The following is a 15,193-nucleotide window of genomic DNA, read 5'->3' on the forward strand; positions in this document are numbered from 1 at the left end:
ATCCCGGGGAAACGGCGAACGGGCATCGTACGAACGCAGATTCGGTCACGTCCACGCGCCCGGGCATGACGCGGCCCACAATTCCCGGGCTTTCGCCGGCAGCGCGGGCGACGATCCCACAGATCCGCACAGGACCGGACGGGGATCCCCGTCGAGAGGTGCCCCCGGCCGGCTCGGGGCAGCCCGGTCGTAGCCTGGCGGCCGGATCCCCTGCAGAAGGACGTGTCGATGGCGACGTGGTTGATCACCGGGAGTTCGTCCGGCCTGGGCCGGGCGCTGGCCGCCGAGGTGCTGCGCCGCGGCCACGACGTCGTCGCCGCAGCCCGGAATCCGGATCTCCTGGCCGACCTCGCGGGGAACGGCCCGGGCCGGGTGCTGCCGGTCCGGATGGACGTCACCGACCCGGACCAGGTGACCGCGGGAGTGCGGCAGGCCGAGGAGGAGTTCGGCGGCGTCGACGTGCTGGTGAACAACGCCGGCTACGGGTACCGGGCGGCGCTGGAGGAGGGCGACGAGACGCAGGTCGCGGACCTGTTCGAGACCCATGTGTTCGGCGCGGTCCGGACGATCAAGGCCGTGTTGCCGGGGATGCGGGAACGCCGCAGCGGCACCATCGTGAACCTGTCGTCCATCGGGGCGCGGATCTGCCTGGAGGGTTCCGGCTACTACTCCGCGGTGAAGGCGGCACTGGAGGCGCTGACCTCGTCACTCCGCAAGGAGGTCGCACCGCTGGGGATCGAGGCGATGGTGATCGAACCCGGTGCCTTCCGCACCGACTTCGCGGGCCGGTCGCTGGTGGAGTCGCCGATCCGGATCGCCGACTACGACGGCACGGCGGGGAAGCGGCGGAAGGTCAACGACACCTCCGACGGCACCCAGGCCGGGGATCCCCGCCGCGCGGCCGCGGTGATCGCCGATGCGGTGGACAAGGGTGGTCTGCCCTCGCTGCTGCTGCTGGGCAACGACGCCGCAGATGCGTTCGCGGCGAGCGCCGACGCGCTCCGGGCGGAAACCGCGGCCTGGGAAGCGGTGACGCGGAGTACCGACTTCCGCTGATCGGGCCGCCGACCACGGACGCGGCCGGTCATCGCGTCGACCTGCTCGGCACGGTGCTCCGACCTGCCCATACGATCATCGTATGACCGTTACGATTCCTCATGTCCGATCCGGCGACGTGGGTGAGGTGCTGCCGGCGGTCAGGGAGCGGATTCGCGGCCGGCGCGGCGCGGTCGTACTGATCGGTGGGGCGCCGGGGATCGGGAAGTCGACCACGATGGACCGGCTGGTCCGCGACCTGGCGACCGAGATGGCGTTCGTCTCCAGGGTGTCGGCGGACGAGACCAGTCGGCGCCAGCCGTTCGGGGTCATCTCGTCGCTGGTCGGGCTGAAGGCCGAGTACCCGCCCCGCCCGGGTGCGGCCGACCGTATCCTGGAGACGATCGAGAACCTCTGCGCTGCAGGCCCGGTCGCCCTGTGTGCCGACGATGTGCACCAGGCCGACGCCGACTCGCTGCGGGTGCTCGGTCAGCTGGTCGGCAGTGCGCGGGACCTCCCGCTGGTGCTGCTGCTCACCCGGCGGCACTTCCCGGTCCGGGAGGGCCTGGACGCCCTGGCCGCCGACCCGGAGGTGATCACCGTCGAGGTGACCGGACTGGATGCTGCAGGCGTGGCTGCTGCCGTCCGGGAACGCTGCGACGCCGAGCCGTCACCGGAACTGCTGCACGCACTGCGTGCGGCCGGCGGCAACCCGTTCCACTTGCAATCCCTGCTGTCCGACCTGATGCGGCACGACCGGATCGAGGCGCGCGGCGGGCGCGCGGACCTGATCGTGTCCGGGCCCACCACTGCCGCGTTGCCCTCCGTGCAGGAGAGCGTGCGGGCCCAGCTCGTGGAGCTGTCGGCCGAGACCCGTTCGCTGCTGGAGATCCTCGCGGTCTGGGGGCGGCCGGCGCCGCTCGCCGTGCTGGGCACGCTGTCCGATCTCGGCGCGCAGGAGCTGCGTGCGCTCGTCCGCCCCGCGATCGATCTGGAGATCCTCCAGGTCACGCCCGACGAGGAACTGACCTTCACCCACGACCTCTACCGGGACGTGCTCTATGCCGACCTGTTGCCCGGGCTGCGCCGGATGCTGCACGCCGCCTGCGCGGCCGAGCTGCGCTCGAGCGGCGGCATCGCCACCGAGATCGTCCAACACGTCGGTGATTCGCTGGCCGACGGGGTGTTGATCGCGGAGGCGTTGCGGACTGCCCGGACCGATCTCCAGCACGCACCGCTGCAGGCCGCGGACCTGCTCGCCCAGGTGCACACCCGCAGCGGCAGTCCGGAGGCGGACGAGGTCGCGATCGCGCGGGCCGGTGCGCTGGCCGCGGCAGGCCGGATGGCCGAGGTGATCACGGTCGTCCGGGCCGCGCTCGCGGTGACCCGCGACGCGGGAGCGCACACGTTGCTGACCCGACTCCTGTTGCACAGCATGGTCGATGCGGCACGAACGGACGAGACGCTGGTGATCATCGACGAGGAGCTCGCGCACCTGGTCGGGGAGCAGGACCGGCACCCGCTGGTCCACCTGCGCCGGTGGTCGCTCGTGCTGGCCGGCCGCGGGGAACTGTCCGGCGGCCGTACTTCTGGCGACGGCACCAGCGGTGCGGCGCTGGTGCCCAGCTCGATGGAGCTCTTCCTGCAGGCCCGGTGTCGGTCCGCGCTGGAGACCGTGCGGCGGGCGCAGAAGGCCCGGGAGACCGCGGGCACCCACGGCTGGAGCGACGGGGCGACGGCACCGACCTGGCCGGCCTGGTACGCGCTCTACGCGGAAGGACCGGAGGCTGCCGGGCAGCTGTCGGTGCAGGCCCGGCGGAACGCTCAGCGCACCGGCCGTGGCTGGCTGTTCCCGCAGCACCTGCTGGTGGCCGGGACCATCGACCATTTCGCCGGCCGGTGGGACGACGCGCTGACGGTGCTGCAGGCGCAGTGGGACATCGCCACCGAGTCCGGATCCGGTTGGCGCAGCCGCGGTCTCGGACTGCAGTTGCAGATCCAGGTGTTCCGCGGCGCGCTCGACGAGGTGGCGGCAGGGGTACGGCACTGGTATTCCACCGGGCACCCCGATCAGTTCGGATTGCCCTGGGTGCCGCTGGCGGAGGTGCTGCTCGCCGAGGCCCGCGGTGACCTGGCGGAGGTCCGGCGGCTGACGCCGCGGGTCTGGTCCGGGCCACTCGACTCCGGCCGGCTGCTGTGGGCCCTGCTGGCGGGGCCGGATCTGGCCAGGCTCGCCCTGCGCAGTGGTGACGACGGCCTGCTGCAACGGATCCGCCGGGAGATCGGCAGCGTCCCGCTCGACGAGGTTCCGGTGCTCGCAGCGGTTCCCGGTCTGGTGACCGCCATCTCCGAGGCGGATCCGGAGGCCGCACGCATCGCGGCGGGGGCACTGGGTGCCTCCGGTTCGGCGATCGGTGAGATGCAGGGTTGGGAGGAAGCCGCGGTCGCGGCCGCCGCGGCCGGGGACCGGGATGCCGCTCGGACGTATGCCGACCGGTGCCGCCACCACAGCTCCGCACTCGGTGCGGTGACGGTGGACCGGCGGCTCGCGTCCCGGTTGCGCGACCACGGGGTCCGGTTGGGGGCGACCGGTGCCCGGGGCAGACCGGCGACCGGCCTGGCGAGCCTGACGCCGACGGAATCGCTCGTGGCGCAGCGCGTGTCGCAGGGCCTGACCAGCCCGCAGATCGCCGATCAGCTCTACGTGTCGCCGCGCACCGTGCAGACCCACGTCTCGAACATCCTGCGCAAGCTGGACCTGCGGTCCCGGGTCGAGTTGGCAGCGCTCTTCGCCCGCCGGGCGGACGCCGGCCTTGACTGACCCTCTCCCCGCCGGGACCGTGGGCGCCGGACCCGACCGCACCGACCGCCGGAGCCGTACCGCTGCGCTCCGGGCCGGGATCCTTGCCTTCTTCGTCGACCAGCTCGACATCTATCTCCCGGTGCTGGTTCTCGCCTCGATCGGCGGCTACTTCGTGCCGGCTGATGTCAGCGCGTCGACAAGCGCGGTGCTGACCGCGTTGGTGTTCGCCGCCACCCTGGTCACCCGCCCGCTCGGGGCCATGGTCTTCGGGCACCGCGCCGACATCCGGGGCCGGGTCCGGACCACGCAGATCGCCACGGCGGGGTTCGGTGTGGTCACGCTGCTGATCGCCGCGCTACCGGGAGCCGGTACGGCGGGGTACTTCTCGATCGGCGCGCTGATCGCGCTACGGGCGGTCAACGGCGTGTTCCTCGGTGGTGCGTACACGGCGGCGGTGCCGCTGGCGATGGAGTGGTCGGCGCCGCGGCGCCGGGGTGTGGTCGCCGGGCTCGTCCTTGCCGCCGCACCGACGGCCTACGCCACCCTCGCCCTGGTGACCCTGCTGCTGCAGCAGCTGATCCCGTCGGACGGGTCGGACTCGGCCTATGCCCGATGGGGGTGGCGGATCCCGTTCGTGGTGGTCGGCCTCCTCGCGTTCGCCCTCGTCGTGCACTACGGCCGGCGCGTCCGGGAGCCGGAGACCCGGCGCAGCTCGGCCCGTGAGCGGAGTCCGCTGGCCCAACTGCTGACCGGCCCGCACCGGCGTGCCCTGCTGCAGGTGCTGGTGCTGATGTCCGGGGTGTGGTTGGCCAACAACATGGTGAGTGCCGTCCTGCCCGGGCTGCTCGGGAGCCGGTTGGGCCTGACGGGGCCGCAGGTCTCGCTGACGATGGCGGTCGAGGCGATCGCGCTCGCCCTGTCACTCCCGTTGTGGGGAGCGCTCTCCCAGCGGTGGGGGCGGCGGCCGTTCTACCTGGGGTACGGCGTCGTCATGGCCGTGCTCGGCAGCGGTCTGTACCTGTTGCTGATGACTGCACGCCCCGGTCCTGCCGGCGCGCTCGTGCTGGTCGCCGTCCTCGGGGTGCTCACGCTGGGCACGCTGGGTCCGATCGCGGCGTACCTGACCGAGCGGTTCCCGTCGCAGCTGCGGGCGACCGGGTTCGGCGTCGGATACAGCCTGGCGCTGGTGATACCGGCGTTCTACGCCTTCTACCTCTCCGGGCTCGGCCGGGTGCTCCCGGACGGGTTCGCGCCGCCCGTCCTGGTCGCGCTCGCCGGGATCCTGGTGCTGGTCGGTGCCGCCCTCGGACCGGAGACCAGGGATGTGGACCTGGCCGCGAACGATCGGCTGCCTTGACCCCGTAGCACGAGGACGGGGCGCGGGTCTTTTTCCGCTTGACGCGCCCGCGCGGGCAGATCCGGGCCGGGTGACGACACGACGACGGGCCGCGGAGGCGGCCCGTCGCCGGTGTGTGAGGGGGAGCGCTCGCAGGCCGTTGATCAGAACCAGGCGAGGTACGCAGCGACCAGGAAGACCGGCACCGCGAAGTTGACGAACAGGATGAGGGTGTTGTTCGGGGCGAAGTTGCGGTCCTGGATCATGGACCGGATGTGACCGACGCCGCACAGGACGCGGAAGATCGAGCTGATCAGGATGACCGGCCACCACATCTCCGGCGCGGAACCCGCGACCAACAACGCGACCAGACCCATCGCGAAATCGGCGGCGCCGACCTCGAACTCGTACCGGTCGGACTTGAACCCGATCGTCTTCGAGATGTGCTTGCCGAACAGCAGGTGGGCGATGCCGGCGCCGAGCATCGCGGTGCCGATCAGGTAGGTGACGCCGTTGCCCAGCATCTCCTGCTGCCATCCCTGGCCCAGGCCGCCGGCCAGCTGCTTGACGGTGGCACCGACGAACAGGATGAGCCCGATGAAGGGCAGCAGGCCACCGATCAGGGCGTGGACCTTCGACTTCGGGCCGGACTGGATCGGGGCGACGGTGGTGGTCATGGGAGGAGCTTCCTTCGGGGAGTGGGGGTTGCTGACAGGGAGAACTCTGCCGGCGACCGCGCGCCACAACATCCGCCGAAGTACGTAGATTCCGTCCGCCGGGCGGCAACGGCGGCCCGGTGTGGGTCGGTGGACGGATCTACGTCAGTTGGCGGATGTTGCCCATGGTGCCGGTTCCTACGGTGGTGACACCACGGCGGCCCGGTGGCCCGGTTGATCGGGCAGGCCGTCGGTCCCGGCCGGCGACGTGCCTCCGGATGCCCTGTCACGACAAGAGAGTGAGTCATGCCCACCATCGCACCGTCCTGCAGCGATGCCCACCGCGTCTACGACACCGGCTTCTTCGCCGACGACCGCGACTACACCGTCCGCTCGCTGCTCGGCAAGGCTTCCCGCGGCTGCGCCGACGCCGGCGAGGTGCTCGCCACCATTGCCGCGGTAACGGAGGACGACCACCGCGCCTGGTTCGACGCCTGGGTGGCTCTGGGTCGTCGCATCCGCGAGGTCGCACTGACGAGCGAGGCCGGCGGGCACCGGGTGTCCGCGGCCAGGGCGAACCTGCGCGCCGCCACCTACTTCGCGACGGCCGTGTCCGCGATCGACGGGCTCGGCGGTGACGACTCCCTGCTGCTGCCGACCTTCCGGGAGCACCGCGCCGCCTGGGACGGGTTCGTCGCGACCACCCGGTGGCCGGTCGAGCGGATCGACATCCCCTACGGGACAACGACCATGCCCGGTTGGTTCTTCCGCCCGGACGCGACCAGGGAGCGCCGCCGGACACTGGTCATGGTGAACGGCAGCGACGGATCACTGAGCGGGCTGTGGGCCGAGGGTGCGGAGGGAGCGCTCGAGCGCGGGTACAACGTGCTGCTCTTCGACGGTCCCGGCCAGCAGTCCATGCTGTTCGAGCGGGGCATCCCGTTCGACCCGGACTGGGGCCCGGTCCTGACGTCGGTGATCGACGTCCTCGTGGAGCGAACGGATGTCGATCCGGATCGATTGTGCGCCTCCGCGATCAGCCAAGGCGGCTACTGGCTGCCGCAGGCGTTGGCCACCGAGCACCGGTTCGTCGCGGCGGTGGTCGACGGCGGGGTGGTGGACGTCGGGCGGACCTGGCTGGCGAACATCCCCGCACCACTGGTGGACATGTACCTGGCCGGCGACATCGCGACCTTCGAGCGGCAGATGGCGGCAGGGCTCGCCGCGGCGGGAGGCGCCGCCGGGCTACGGACCTGGAACTTCCGGGCCCGCCCGTACGGGACCTCCGGTTTCGCAGCCACTCTCGATCAGGTACGGCGGTTCGACCTGACCGCGGTCGCCGGAACGATCGCCACCCCGCTGCTCGTCACCGACTGCCCGGACGAGCAGTTCTTCCCCGGACAGTCGGAGGAGCTGGTGGGGCTGGTGGCCGGCGCCGGGCTCTGCACCTTCACCGCAGAGGAGGGCGCCCGGTTCCACTGCCAGCCGATGGCCCGGGAGCTCACCGAACAGCGGATCTTCGACTGGCTGGACGAGCAGCTGGCCCACTGAACGGCCGGCACCGCCGAGAACCGTTCCACCACAGCATCTCCACCGTCATTCCCCGCCAGAACCGACACTCCACTTCCGATCCCACACCCGACACACCACATCCGACAAGGAAAGAGTCATGAACCCCAAGAGTCTGCTGCTCGGCCTGCTGCCCTGGATCGTCTTCAGCCTGATCGTCCACCGGGCCGGCGCGACCGTGGCCGGCCTGGCGGCGGTCGCCGCCGTCGTCACCGCGCTGGCGTTGATGGTCAAGGACGGCCTGCGCGGCATCAAGATCATCGATGTGACCGGTGTGCTCGTCTTCGGCGGGTTCGCCGTCGTCGCCTTCGCCGGCGGCACCGACGCCGCCACCTGGGTCGCCGACTACGGTCGGGGCAGCGCCGCCGCGCTGCTGGGTGTGGTGATGCTGGCATCCGCCGCTGTCCTGCCCTTCTCCGAGCAGTACGCCCGTGAGTCGGTGCCGCAGGAGTACTGGCACTCGCCCGTGTTCCGCGCGGTGAACCGGAAGATCAGCGCTGTCTGGGGTGTCGTCATGCTCGCCATGGCCGGCAGTCACCTCCTCGCCGGCTACCTCGATCCGGCCGGTTCCGTCGCCGGCGGTACCATCAACGCCACCGGGCCTGCAGGACTGCTGCTCAACTGGGTCGTCCCGGCCGCGCTGGTCTTCGCCGGCTACAAGGCCACCCAGGCACTGACGGCCGGTGCCTCGAACCCGGCCGCGGCCGCAGCGCAACGGGGCTGATCCCGCTGTCCCGCGGTGGAGAGCGCCGGCCCGGACACGTCGACCGGGCCGGCTCCGCCGTTGTCGGATTCCCCCACGGGGCCGACCCCGCCGGGCCGTGCTGCGACGGAGTCCGGGCAGAATCGGGGTCGGGCGACTGATCCGGTGCCCACGCGCATCGACGAGGGGGCACCGTGACATCGCGAGGAGCACTGTGACATCGCCGGCCGAAGCCTTGACCTTCCCGCGCGGGCCGTCGTGGGACAACCGTCTTGCGCTGGCGCCGCTGACGAACACCCAGAGCCATCCGGACGGGAGCCTCTCCGACGACGAGTACGAGTGGCTGGTGGCCAGGGCGCGGGGCGGGTTCGGGATGGCCCGGACCTGCGCGGCCTTCATCTCGCCGTCGGGGCAGGCCTGGGCCGGCCAGCTCGGGGTCGCCGGCGACCGGCACCTCCCGGGCCTGCGCAGGCTCGCCGACGGCCTGTCCGCAGCGGGAGCGCGGTCCGTCGTGCAGTTGCACCACGGTGGCATCCGGGCCGACCCGGCGCTGACCGGTCTGCCGCTGGTCGGGCCGTGGGTGAAGCCCGGGTCGGCGATGACGGCGATGAGCACCGACGACATCACCCGGGCAGTGGCCGACTTTGCCTCCGCGGCCCGGCTGGCCGAGCAGGCCGGGTTCGACGGCGTGGAGGTGCACGGCGCACACGGCTACCTGCTCGGACAGTTCCTGGATGCCCGGCGCAACCACCGCGACGACGGCTACGGCGGTTCCTTCGAGAACAGGATGCGCGTGTACGTCGAGGTGCTGGAGGAGATCCGGCGGGTTACCGTCCCGGAATTCCAGGTGGGACTTCGGATCTCGCCGGAGGGATACGGAGTCACGCTGGACGAGGGACGGGAGCTCGCCCGGCTGATGCTGGCGTCCGGGCTGCTCGACTACCTGGACGTCTCGTTGTGGGACGTGTTCGCCGGATCCCGGTTCGGGGACCACGGGCTGCTCATCGATCACTTCGTCGACCTGCCCCGGCACGGCACCCGGCTCGGGGTGGCCGGGAAGGTCCTCTCCCGGGCGGACGTCGACTGGTGCCTGGACCGCTCCGTCGACTTCGTCGGAGTCGGCTTCGGTGGGGTGCTGCATCACGACTTCGCCCGAAAGGTACTGCAGGACAACGACTTCGTCCCGCTCTCGCCGCCGGTGGCGGCGGACCACCTGCGCGGCGAGTTCCTTTCGCCGGTCTTCGTCGACTACATCGACCAGAACTGGCCCGACTTCGTCGCCAAGGGCTGAGCCGGGGACGCCCGCCGCCACCGACTCCTTCCGCGGCCCCACGGGTGCACGTTGCCGGAACCGCGGGCGTGCGTTCCCCGGGAAGGGGTGTACCGACAGGGCACCCCTGGGAGGCCTTGCACTCCTGCGGTCGACCCTAGGATGGACACCGTGGACCACAGCACAGACGGGATGGCCCGGTTCCGCCCCGACGGGCCGGCAACCAGGACCCGCCCTGATCCGAGCTCCGGGGGCTGAGGACGCGGGAGCGCCCACCTCGCCACGCGCGCCGTCCATCCAGATCTGCCACCCCGCCGACCGTCTCGCGCCGGCACTCTGTCGGTCCACGCCTCGCCACCGGCGACCGGTCACGACCGGTCGCCGCCATCCGAAGGAGAAACACCATGTCCACCGTGCATGCCTGGGCGGCCCCGTCCGCGACCGAACCGCTCGTGCCGGTCACCATCGAGCGGCGCGCCGTCGGCGCGACCGATGTGCTGATCGCCATCCGGTACGCCGGCATCTGCCACTCCGACATCCACACCGTGCGCGGCGACTGGGGGCCGGTCACCTATCCGCAGGTCGTCGGTCACGAGATCGTCGGCGAGGTCGTCGAAGTCGGCCCCGACGTGACCAAGTACGCCGTGGGCGACCGCGTCGGTGTCGGCTGCATGGTCAACTCCTGCCGGGAGTGCGACAACTGCCGCGCCGGGATGGAGAACTACTGCCTGAAGGGCAACACACAGACCTACAACGCGGTCGACCGGGACGGCACGATCACCCAGGGCGGGTACTCCACCCATGTCGTGGTCGACCAGGACTTCGTGCTCCGGGTGCCGGAGTCCATCAGCTACGAGGCCGCGGCGCCGCTGCTCTGCGCCGGCATCACCACCTACTCGCCGCTGGCGCACTGGAAGGCCGCGCCCGGCAAGCGGGTCGCGGTGGTCGGCATGGGCGGCCTGGGACACATGGCGGTCAAGATCGCCCACGCGATGGGTGCCGAGGTCACCGTGCTGTCGCAGTCGCTGTCCAAGCAGGACGACGGATTCCGGTTCGGCGCCGACAACTACGCCGCCACCAGTGATCCCGAGACTTTCGAGAAGCTGGCCAACCACTTCGACATCATCGTCAACACCGTCTCCGCGCCGATCGACGTGCAGCGCTACCTCGGTCTGCTGCGGCTGGACGGCGCCCTGGTCAACGTCGGTGCCCCGCCGGAGCCGCTGCCGGTGCAGGTGTTCTCGCTGTTCCGCAACCGGCTCACCTTCGCCGGCTCGAGCATCGGGTCGATCGCCGAGACCCAGGAGATGCTCGACTTCTGCGCCGAGCACGGCATCGCTCCCGAGGTCGAGCTGATCGGCGCGGAGCAGATCAACGACGCCTACGAGCGTGTGCTCTCCAGCGACGTCCGCTATCGGTTCGTCATCGACACCGCCACCATCGGCGCTGCCTGACAGTTCCAGAACCCCGACGGCTCCGGGCCCGACCTGCACAGGTCGGGCCCGGAGTCGTTCCCGGTGGTCCACAGCGCGGGCCGGCACGGTGGCCGCGCCCTGACTCACCTGTACCTACCGGTTCTCGTTCCCACACACCGATGACCTCCGCCGACCGGGTACCTGGGTGCGACCAGTGAGTGCCCATCAGCGTCCGTACTCCCGCACGGTGACACCGACTGCGCCGAGCACCATGCCGGCGCCGCTGGCGATCGCGATCCCACCGGTGGCGGTGGCGCCGACCTGTCGCACCAGTACCCCGTGCAGGGCGCGTCCGGAACCGCGGGCCATCCGGACCAGGCCGCGGACCAGCAACTCCAGGCGGGTGTGCCAGGTCCGTCCGGTGCGCGGCAGTCCGTGGGCGTCCACCCGCAGTTGCAACTGGCTCCAGGTGGTGCCGGCCCGGTAGGAACGCCGCAGCATCCAGCCCCGGGTCGCCCGTTCCGTACGGATCGGATCGATGACCACCGCCTCGGTGCACCAGCGGATGGTGGCGCCCCGGCGGGTCAGCGTGTGCCCGAAGACGGTGTCCTCGCCGCCGAGCAGGCCGAAGTGCTCGTCGAACCGCAGGTCGAGGCCGTGGATGCGGGCGACGTCGAGCAGCAGGTTGTTCGTCGCTGCACTCGCGACGACCGTTCCGTTCGGCCGCACCGGCTGGTCGAGCGCCCCGCAGGCGAGCACCCACGGGTCGGTACCGTGCGGGAACTCGACGCGGGCCGGACCGGTGACCGCGGCGCAGTCCCAACGACGCCAGGCCGCGACCAGCGCGAGAAGCCAACCGTTCTCGGGTATCTCGTCGTCGTCGATGAACACCAGCAGACCGTCGCGGGTGGTGTCGAGGGCCCGGTTCCGGGCCGCGGCGATCCCCGGATGCGGTTCGTGGACGTAGCGCACCCCGTGGACCGCCCAGTCGCGGGCGAGTGTGCGCACTCCTGCGTCGGGATCGTTGTCCACGACCAGGATCTCGGCCCGGTGGTGCTCCGTGCCGCGCTTCAGTTCTACCAACTGGTCACGGAGCAGCGGGAGCAGCCGTCGGAGGAAGTCCGGCCGGCAGTAGCTGAGGACGGCCACCACCACGGCCGGCGGTGCGGGAACCGTTTCGCTGCGGTCGATGTCAGTTCACCGGGCCGAGTCGCCGGAGACGCCGCTTCCGCTTGGAGGCCGCCCCGTACTCCTGGTAGATCAGGCTCGCGCTGCCGACCAGCATCCCGGCGCCGCGAGCCAGGGTGCGCAGGCCTCGGGTCTGGTGGGACGGTGCCGTGAGGACGAGACCGGCGGCGAACCGGGTGCCGCCCGCCGCGCACCTGATCAGTCCGCGGCCGATCTGTCGCAACCGGGTGGCGGTGCGACCGAGCACCCGCTCCCGCAGTTCCACCGCCACCAGGGCTGAGGAGTTGCCGCTGCTGAACGCCCGGCGGACGACCCAGGACCGGGTCATCCGCTCCGCGGGCACGACATCGGTCACGATCGCCGAGTCGCACCACACCATCTCGGCGCCGCTCCGGTGCAGGGAGCTGGAGAAGTAGGTGTCATCCGCACCGCTGAGCCCGAACCGGCGGTCGAACCGGAGCCGCAGCGCGTCCACCTGTCGACGGTCGAGCAGCAGGTTGTTGGTGGCGGCCACCTCGATCCGGGTGCCGGTCGGCAGGCGCCGCCGGTGGAAGAACGCACCGGCGGCGACCCACGGGTCGAGGTCGCCGACGAACTGCGAGATCACCGGCCCGGCCACCGCGGCCGCCCCGGTGGCGAAGTGCGTCTCCAGCAGCCCGACCAGCCAGCGCGGGTGCGGGCGCTCGTCGTCGTCGATGAACACCACGATGTCGGCGCCGGTGGTCTCGTCCAGCGCGCGATTGCGGGCGGCAGCGATGCCGGGCGTCGGCTCCACGACGTAGTGCACCGAGACCCCGGAGGCACGGACGGCGGGACGTCCGCTGCCCGCGGGGTCGTTGTCGACGATCACGATGCCGACGTCCAGCGAACGGCCGGCCGGCCATCGGTGTCGGGCGGCCTCGTCGGCCTGGGCCGTCAGCAGCGGGAGCACCTCGGCCAGGTCCTGCGGGCGGTGGAAGGTCAGCATGGCGATCCGGACCCGGACAGCGGCGGGGCCGGGTGACGGGCGCGGGTCGGCGAGCTCCTCGAGGACGGTCATGCCGACCGCCTGCCCACCCGACGCGGGGCCAGGGCGAGGAGGCCGGTCGCGGCACCCCGGACCAGGTGCACCAGCGACATCGGTGCCTGCAGCAGCTGTCTGCGTCCGCCGCGCCGGTAGATCTCCCAGCTCACCGCCGGGGTGCCGAGCACCCAATCGCGTCGCTGACCCCGTGGCACCAACCGGGCGGCGAAACGCAGCCGGTTCCGGGCGTTGTAGAAGTAGTACAGACCGGACTTCCCCCGACCGGCGCGGGGACGCCGCTGGGTGCCACCCTCGTCGTGGACGACCTCCAGGTCCAGCCGTAGCGCCAGGGTGGCCCCGGCCCGCGCGGCCCGGACGCTGAAGTCGACGTCCTCCCAGTACATGAAATAGCCGGGGTCGAACCCGCCGATGCGGGTGAACAGGTCGCGGTGCACGGCGAGGCAGGCTCCCGTCAGCCATCTCTCGGATCCCGCGGGCAGGCGGGCCACTCCCGGTGCGGGCCCGTCGGCGGTGATCACGACCGGGCCCAGGCCGCGGATCCGGCCGTCCCGCATGCTCACCTCCGACCCGCGGAAGGTGACGGCTCCGGTGCTGTCCCGGATGAGTGGCGCGGCCATGGCGCCGACGTCGTCCAGACAGGTCCCGACCAGCGCCTGCGCCGTCCCGGCGTCGAGTCGCACGTCCGGGTTGACCAGGAGCAGGGCTTCGCAGCCGAGGGAGAAGGCAGTGGCAGCACCGAGATTCACCGCTGCACCGAATCCCGGGTTGCCGGCCGAGGTGACAATCGTCCAGCCCCGGCGATCGGCAACCCGGTGCAGGGTGCGGAGCTCGGCCTCGTCGGCGGAGTTGTCGACCACCACGGTGACGGCGTCCGCGGGCAGGTCGGCGGTGAATCCGAAGTTCTCCGACAGCAGGGCGCTGCTGCGGAAGTTCACGACCACCACCGCCCAGCGCGGTCGACTCACGCGACGGCCGCGGTCATGGAGCGGTACCAGTCGACGGTCCGGCGCAGGCCGTCGGTCACCGTCACCTGCGGCGCCCAGCCGAGAACTTCTGCCGCGAGACGGATGTCCGGGCACCGGCGCGACGGGTCGTCCGCGAGCCGCTGCACGAACTCGATCGGCGAGGACGATCCGCACAGCTCGCGGATGAGCAGCGCCAGGTCCAGCACCGTCCGCTCGTCGTCGTTACCCAGGTTGACCGGACCGGGGGTGTCGGAGGTCATCATCGCCAGCAGTCCGTCGACGATGTCGTCCACGTGGCAGAGCGATCGCGACTGCGCCCCGTTCCCGGCGACGGTCAGCGGGAGGCCGGCGGCGGCCTGTCCGACGAAAGTCGGTACCAGGCGGCCGTCGTCGGGCGACATCCGCGGGCCGTAGGAGTTGAACAGCCGGACGATCCCGGTGTCGACGCCGCGGGTCCGGCGGTACGTCGAGACCAGCGTCTCCCCGAACCGCTTGCCCTCGGTGTACACGGCCCGCTCGGCGATGCTGCTGAGACGGCCGACGTAGGTCTCCGGCTGCGGGCTGACCTCCGGGTCCCCGTAGACCTCGGAGGTGGAGGTGTAGACGAACCGGGCGCCGGTCCGGGCCGCGAGGTCGAGTGCGTGGAACGTGCCGATCGACGCCACCTGCAGCGTCTCGAGTTGCAGCTCCAGGTACTTGACGGGGGAGGCGGGCGACGCGAGGTGGAACACCGCGCCGACCGGATCCCGGTCGTCGAGCGGGATCGGTCCGTCGCAGATGTCGTGGTGCACGAACCTGAAGTCGCCGAGCGCCCGGAACCCGGCGATGTTCGACGGGGAGCCGGTGCTGAAGTCGTCGACGCAGGTCACCCGCACACCCCGGCGAAGGAGCTGCTCGCACAGGTTCGACCCGATGAACCCGGCACCTCCGAGCACCACGGCGTGGTCGATCGCGCGCGTCGGACCGCCTTTCAACGGTGACGGCATGCCGGACTCTCCTTCCGGAGCGGCTGTTCCCGCCGCAACTTCGCATCGCGGTGAGATCGGTTGCAGCATGCGGACTCCGGTAGCAATGGCCGGCGGCAGGGCAGGGTCGTCCGGTGTCGTCGATCCCGCTGCCGCATGCTCCCTCCCCGGGTAATGGCGCCTTTGTGCAGCCCACCATAGGCTACCGTCAGTAGTGGGCATCTAGGCCGAACGAGCGATAGGGCAACTCCAAAGGGTTGTTGA

At 71.4% G+C, this 15,193-nt stretch carries 12 protein-coding genes; 7 read left to right on the forward strand and 5 right to left on the reverse strand.

From position 1 onward, the window contains the following. Window positions 1-228 precede the first annotated feature (228 nt). From GIS00_RS00255 to GIS00_RS00265, 3 genes are all read left to right on the forward strand, one after another. Window positions 229-1,056 (forward strand): oxidoreductase, encoded by an 828-nt coding sequence (locus tag GIS00_RS00255; RefSeq protein WP_154766449.1) that lies wholly within the window; start codon window positions 229-231, stop codon window positions 1,054-1,056. 118 nt (window positions 1,057-1,174) lie between these two features. Further along, complete coding sequence (locus GIS00_RS28720) at window positions 1,175-3,856, forward strand: LuxR C-terminal-related transcriptional regulator (RefSeq protein WP_322097289.1); 2,682 nt, start codon at window positions 1,175-1,177, stop codon at window positions 3,854-3,856. Then, window positions 3,849-5,195 carry an MFS transporter gene (locus GIS00_RS00265; protein WP_154766451.1) on the forward strand — a complete coding sequence of 449 codons (1,347 nt, stop codon included), beginning with the start codon at window positions 3,849-3,851 and terminating at the stop codon, window positions 5,193-5,195. The genes GIS00_RS28720 and GIS00_RS00265 overlap by 8 nt, the downstream gene beginning before the upstream one ends. Window positions 5,196-5,338: 143 nt before the next feature. Here the strand turns inward: GIS00_RS00265 and GIS00_RS00270 are convergent, their stop codons facing one another. Then, window positions 5,339-5,851 carry a DUF6790 family protein gene (locus tag GIS00_RS00270; protein ID WP_154766452.1) on the reverse strand — a complete coding sequence of 171 codons (513 nt, stop codon included), beginning with the start codon at window positions 5,849-5,851 and terminating at the stop codon, window positions 5,339-5,341. Between the two features lie 285 nt (window positions 5,852-6,136). On the opposite strand from GIS00_RS00270, the gene GIS00_RS00275 reads away from it, so the two are divergent. The 4 genes from GIS00_RS00275 (at window position 6,137) to GIS00_RS00290 (ending at window position 10,826) form a co-directional block, all read left to right on the forward strand. Next, complete coding sequence (locus GIS00_RS00275; RefSeq protein WP_154766453.1) at window positions 6,137-7,381, forward strand: alpha/beta hydrolase family protein; 1,245 nt, start codon at window positions 6,137-6,139, stop codon at window positions 7,379-7,381. A 118-nt stretch (window positions 7,382-7,499) separates the two neighbouring features. After that, window positions 7,500-8,123, forward strand: coding sequence for a hypothetical protein (locus GIS00_RS00280; RefSeq protein ID WP_154766454.1), 624 nt, complete (start codon window positions 7,500-7,502; stop codon window positions 8,121-8,123). A 193-nt stretch (window positions 8,124-8,316) separates the two neighbouring features. Next, window positions 8,317-9,393 (forward strand): NADH:flavin oxidoreductase, encoded by a 1,077-nt coding sequence (locus GIS00_RS00285; protein ID WP_322097291.1) that lies wholly within the window; start codon window positions 8,317-8,319, stop codon window positions 9,391-9,393. Between the two features lie 383 nt (window positions 9,394-9,776). Beyond that, on the forward strand, window positions 9,777-10,826 hold the full coding sequence (locus GIS00_RS00290) for an NAD(P)-dependent alcohol dehydrogenase (protein ID WP_154766455.1): 1,050 nt from the start codon (window positions 9,777-9,779) through the stop codon (window positions 10,824-10,826). A gap of 186 nt (window positions 10,827-11,012) precedes the next feature. Here the strand turns inward: GIS00_RS00290 and GIS00_RS27105 are convergent, their stop codons facing one another. From GIS00_RS27105 to GIS00_RS00310, 4 genes are read right to left on the reverse strand one after another with little or no spacing between them, the layout of a single operon-like run. Then, the gene (locus tag GIS00_RS27105) at window positions 11,013-11,939 is read right to left on the reverse strand and encodes a glycosyltransferase family 2 protein (RefSeq protein WP_154766456.1); all 927 of its coding nucleotides are present in this window, start codon (window positions 11,937-11,939) and stop codon (window positions 11,013-11,015) included. Window positions 11,940-11,979: 40 nt separating this feature from the next. After that, window positions 11,980-13,014, reverse strand: a complete 1,035-nt coding sequence (locus tag GIS00_RS00300) for a glycosyltransferase family 2 protein (protein ID WP_154766457.1) — start codon at window positions 13,012-13,014, stop codon at window positions 11,980-11,982. Beyond that, entirely contained in the window at window positions 13,011-13,964 is a 954-nt protein-coding gene (locus GIS00_RS00305) for a glycosyltransferase family 2 protein (protein WP_196073042.1), read from the reverse strand. Before GIS00_RS00305 ends, GIS00_RS00300 begins: the two co-directional genes overlap by 4 nt. Continuing rightward, entirely contained in the window at window positions 13,961-14,950 is a 990-nt protein-coding gene (locus tag GIS00_RS00310; protein ID WP_154766459.1) for an NAD-dependent epimerase/dehydratase family protein, read from the reverse strand. Before GIS00_RS00310 ends, GIS00_RS00305 begins: the two co-directional genes overlap by 4 nt. Window positions 14,951-15,193: the final 243 nt, after the last annotated feature.

The sequence above is a fragment of the Nakamurella alba genome (genome assembly GCF_009707545.1).
Classification (GTDB): Bacteria; Actinomycetota; Actinomycetes; order Mycobacteriales; family Nakamurellaceae; genus Nakamurella; species Nakamurella alba.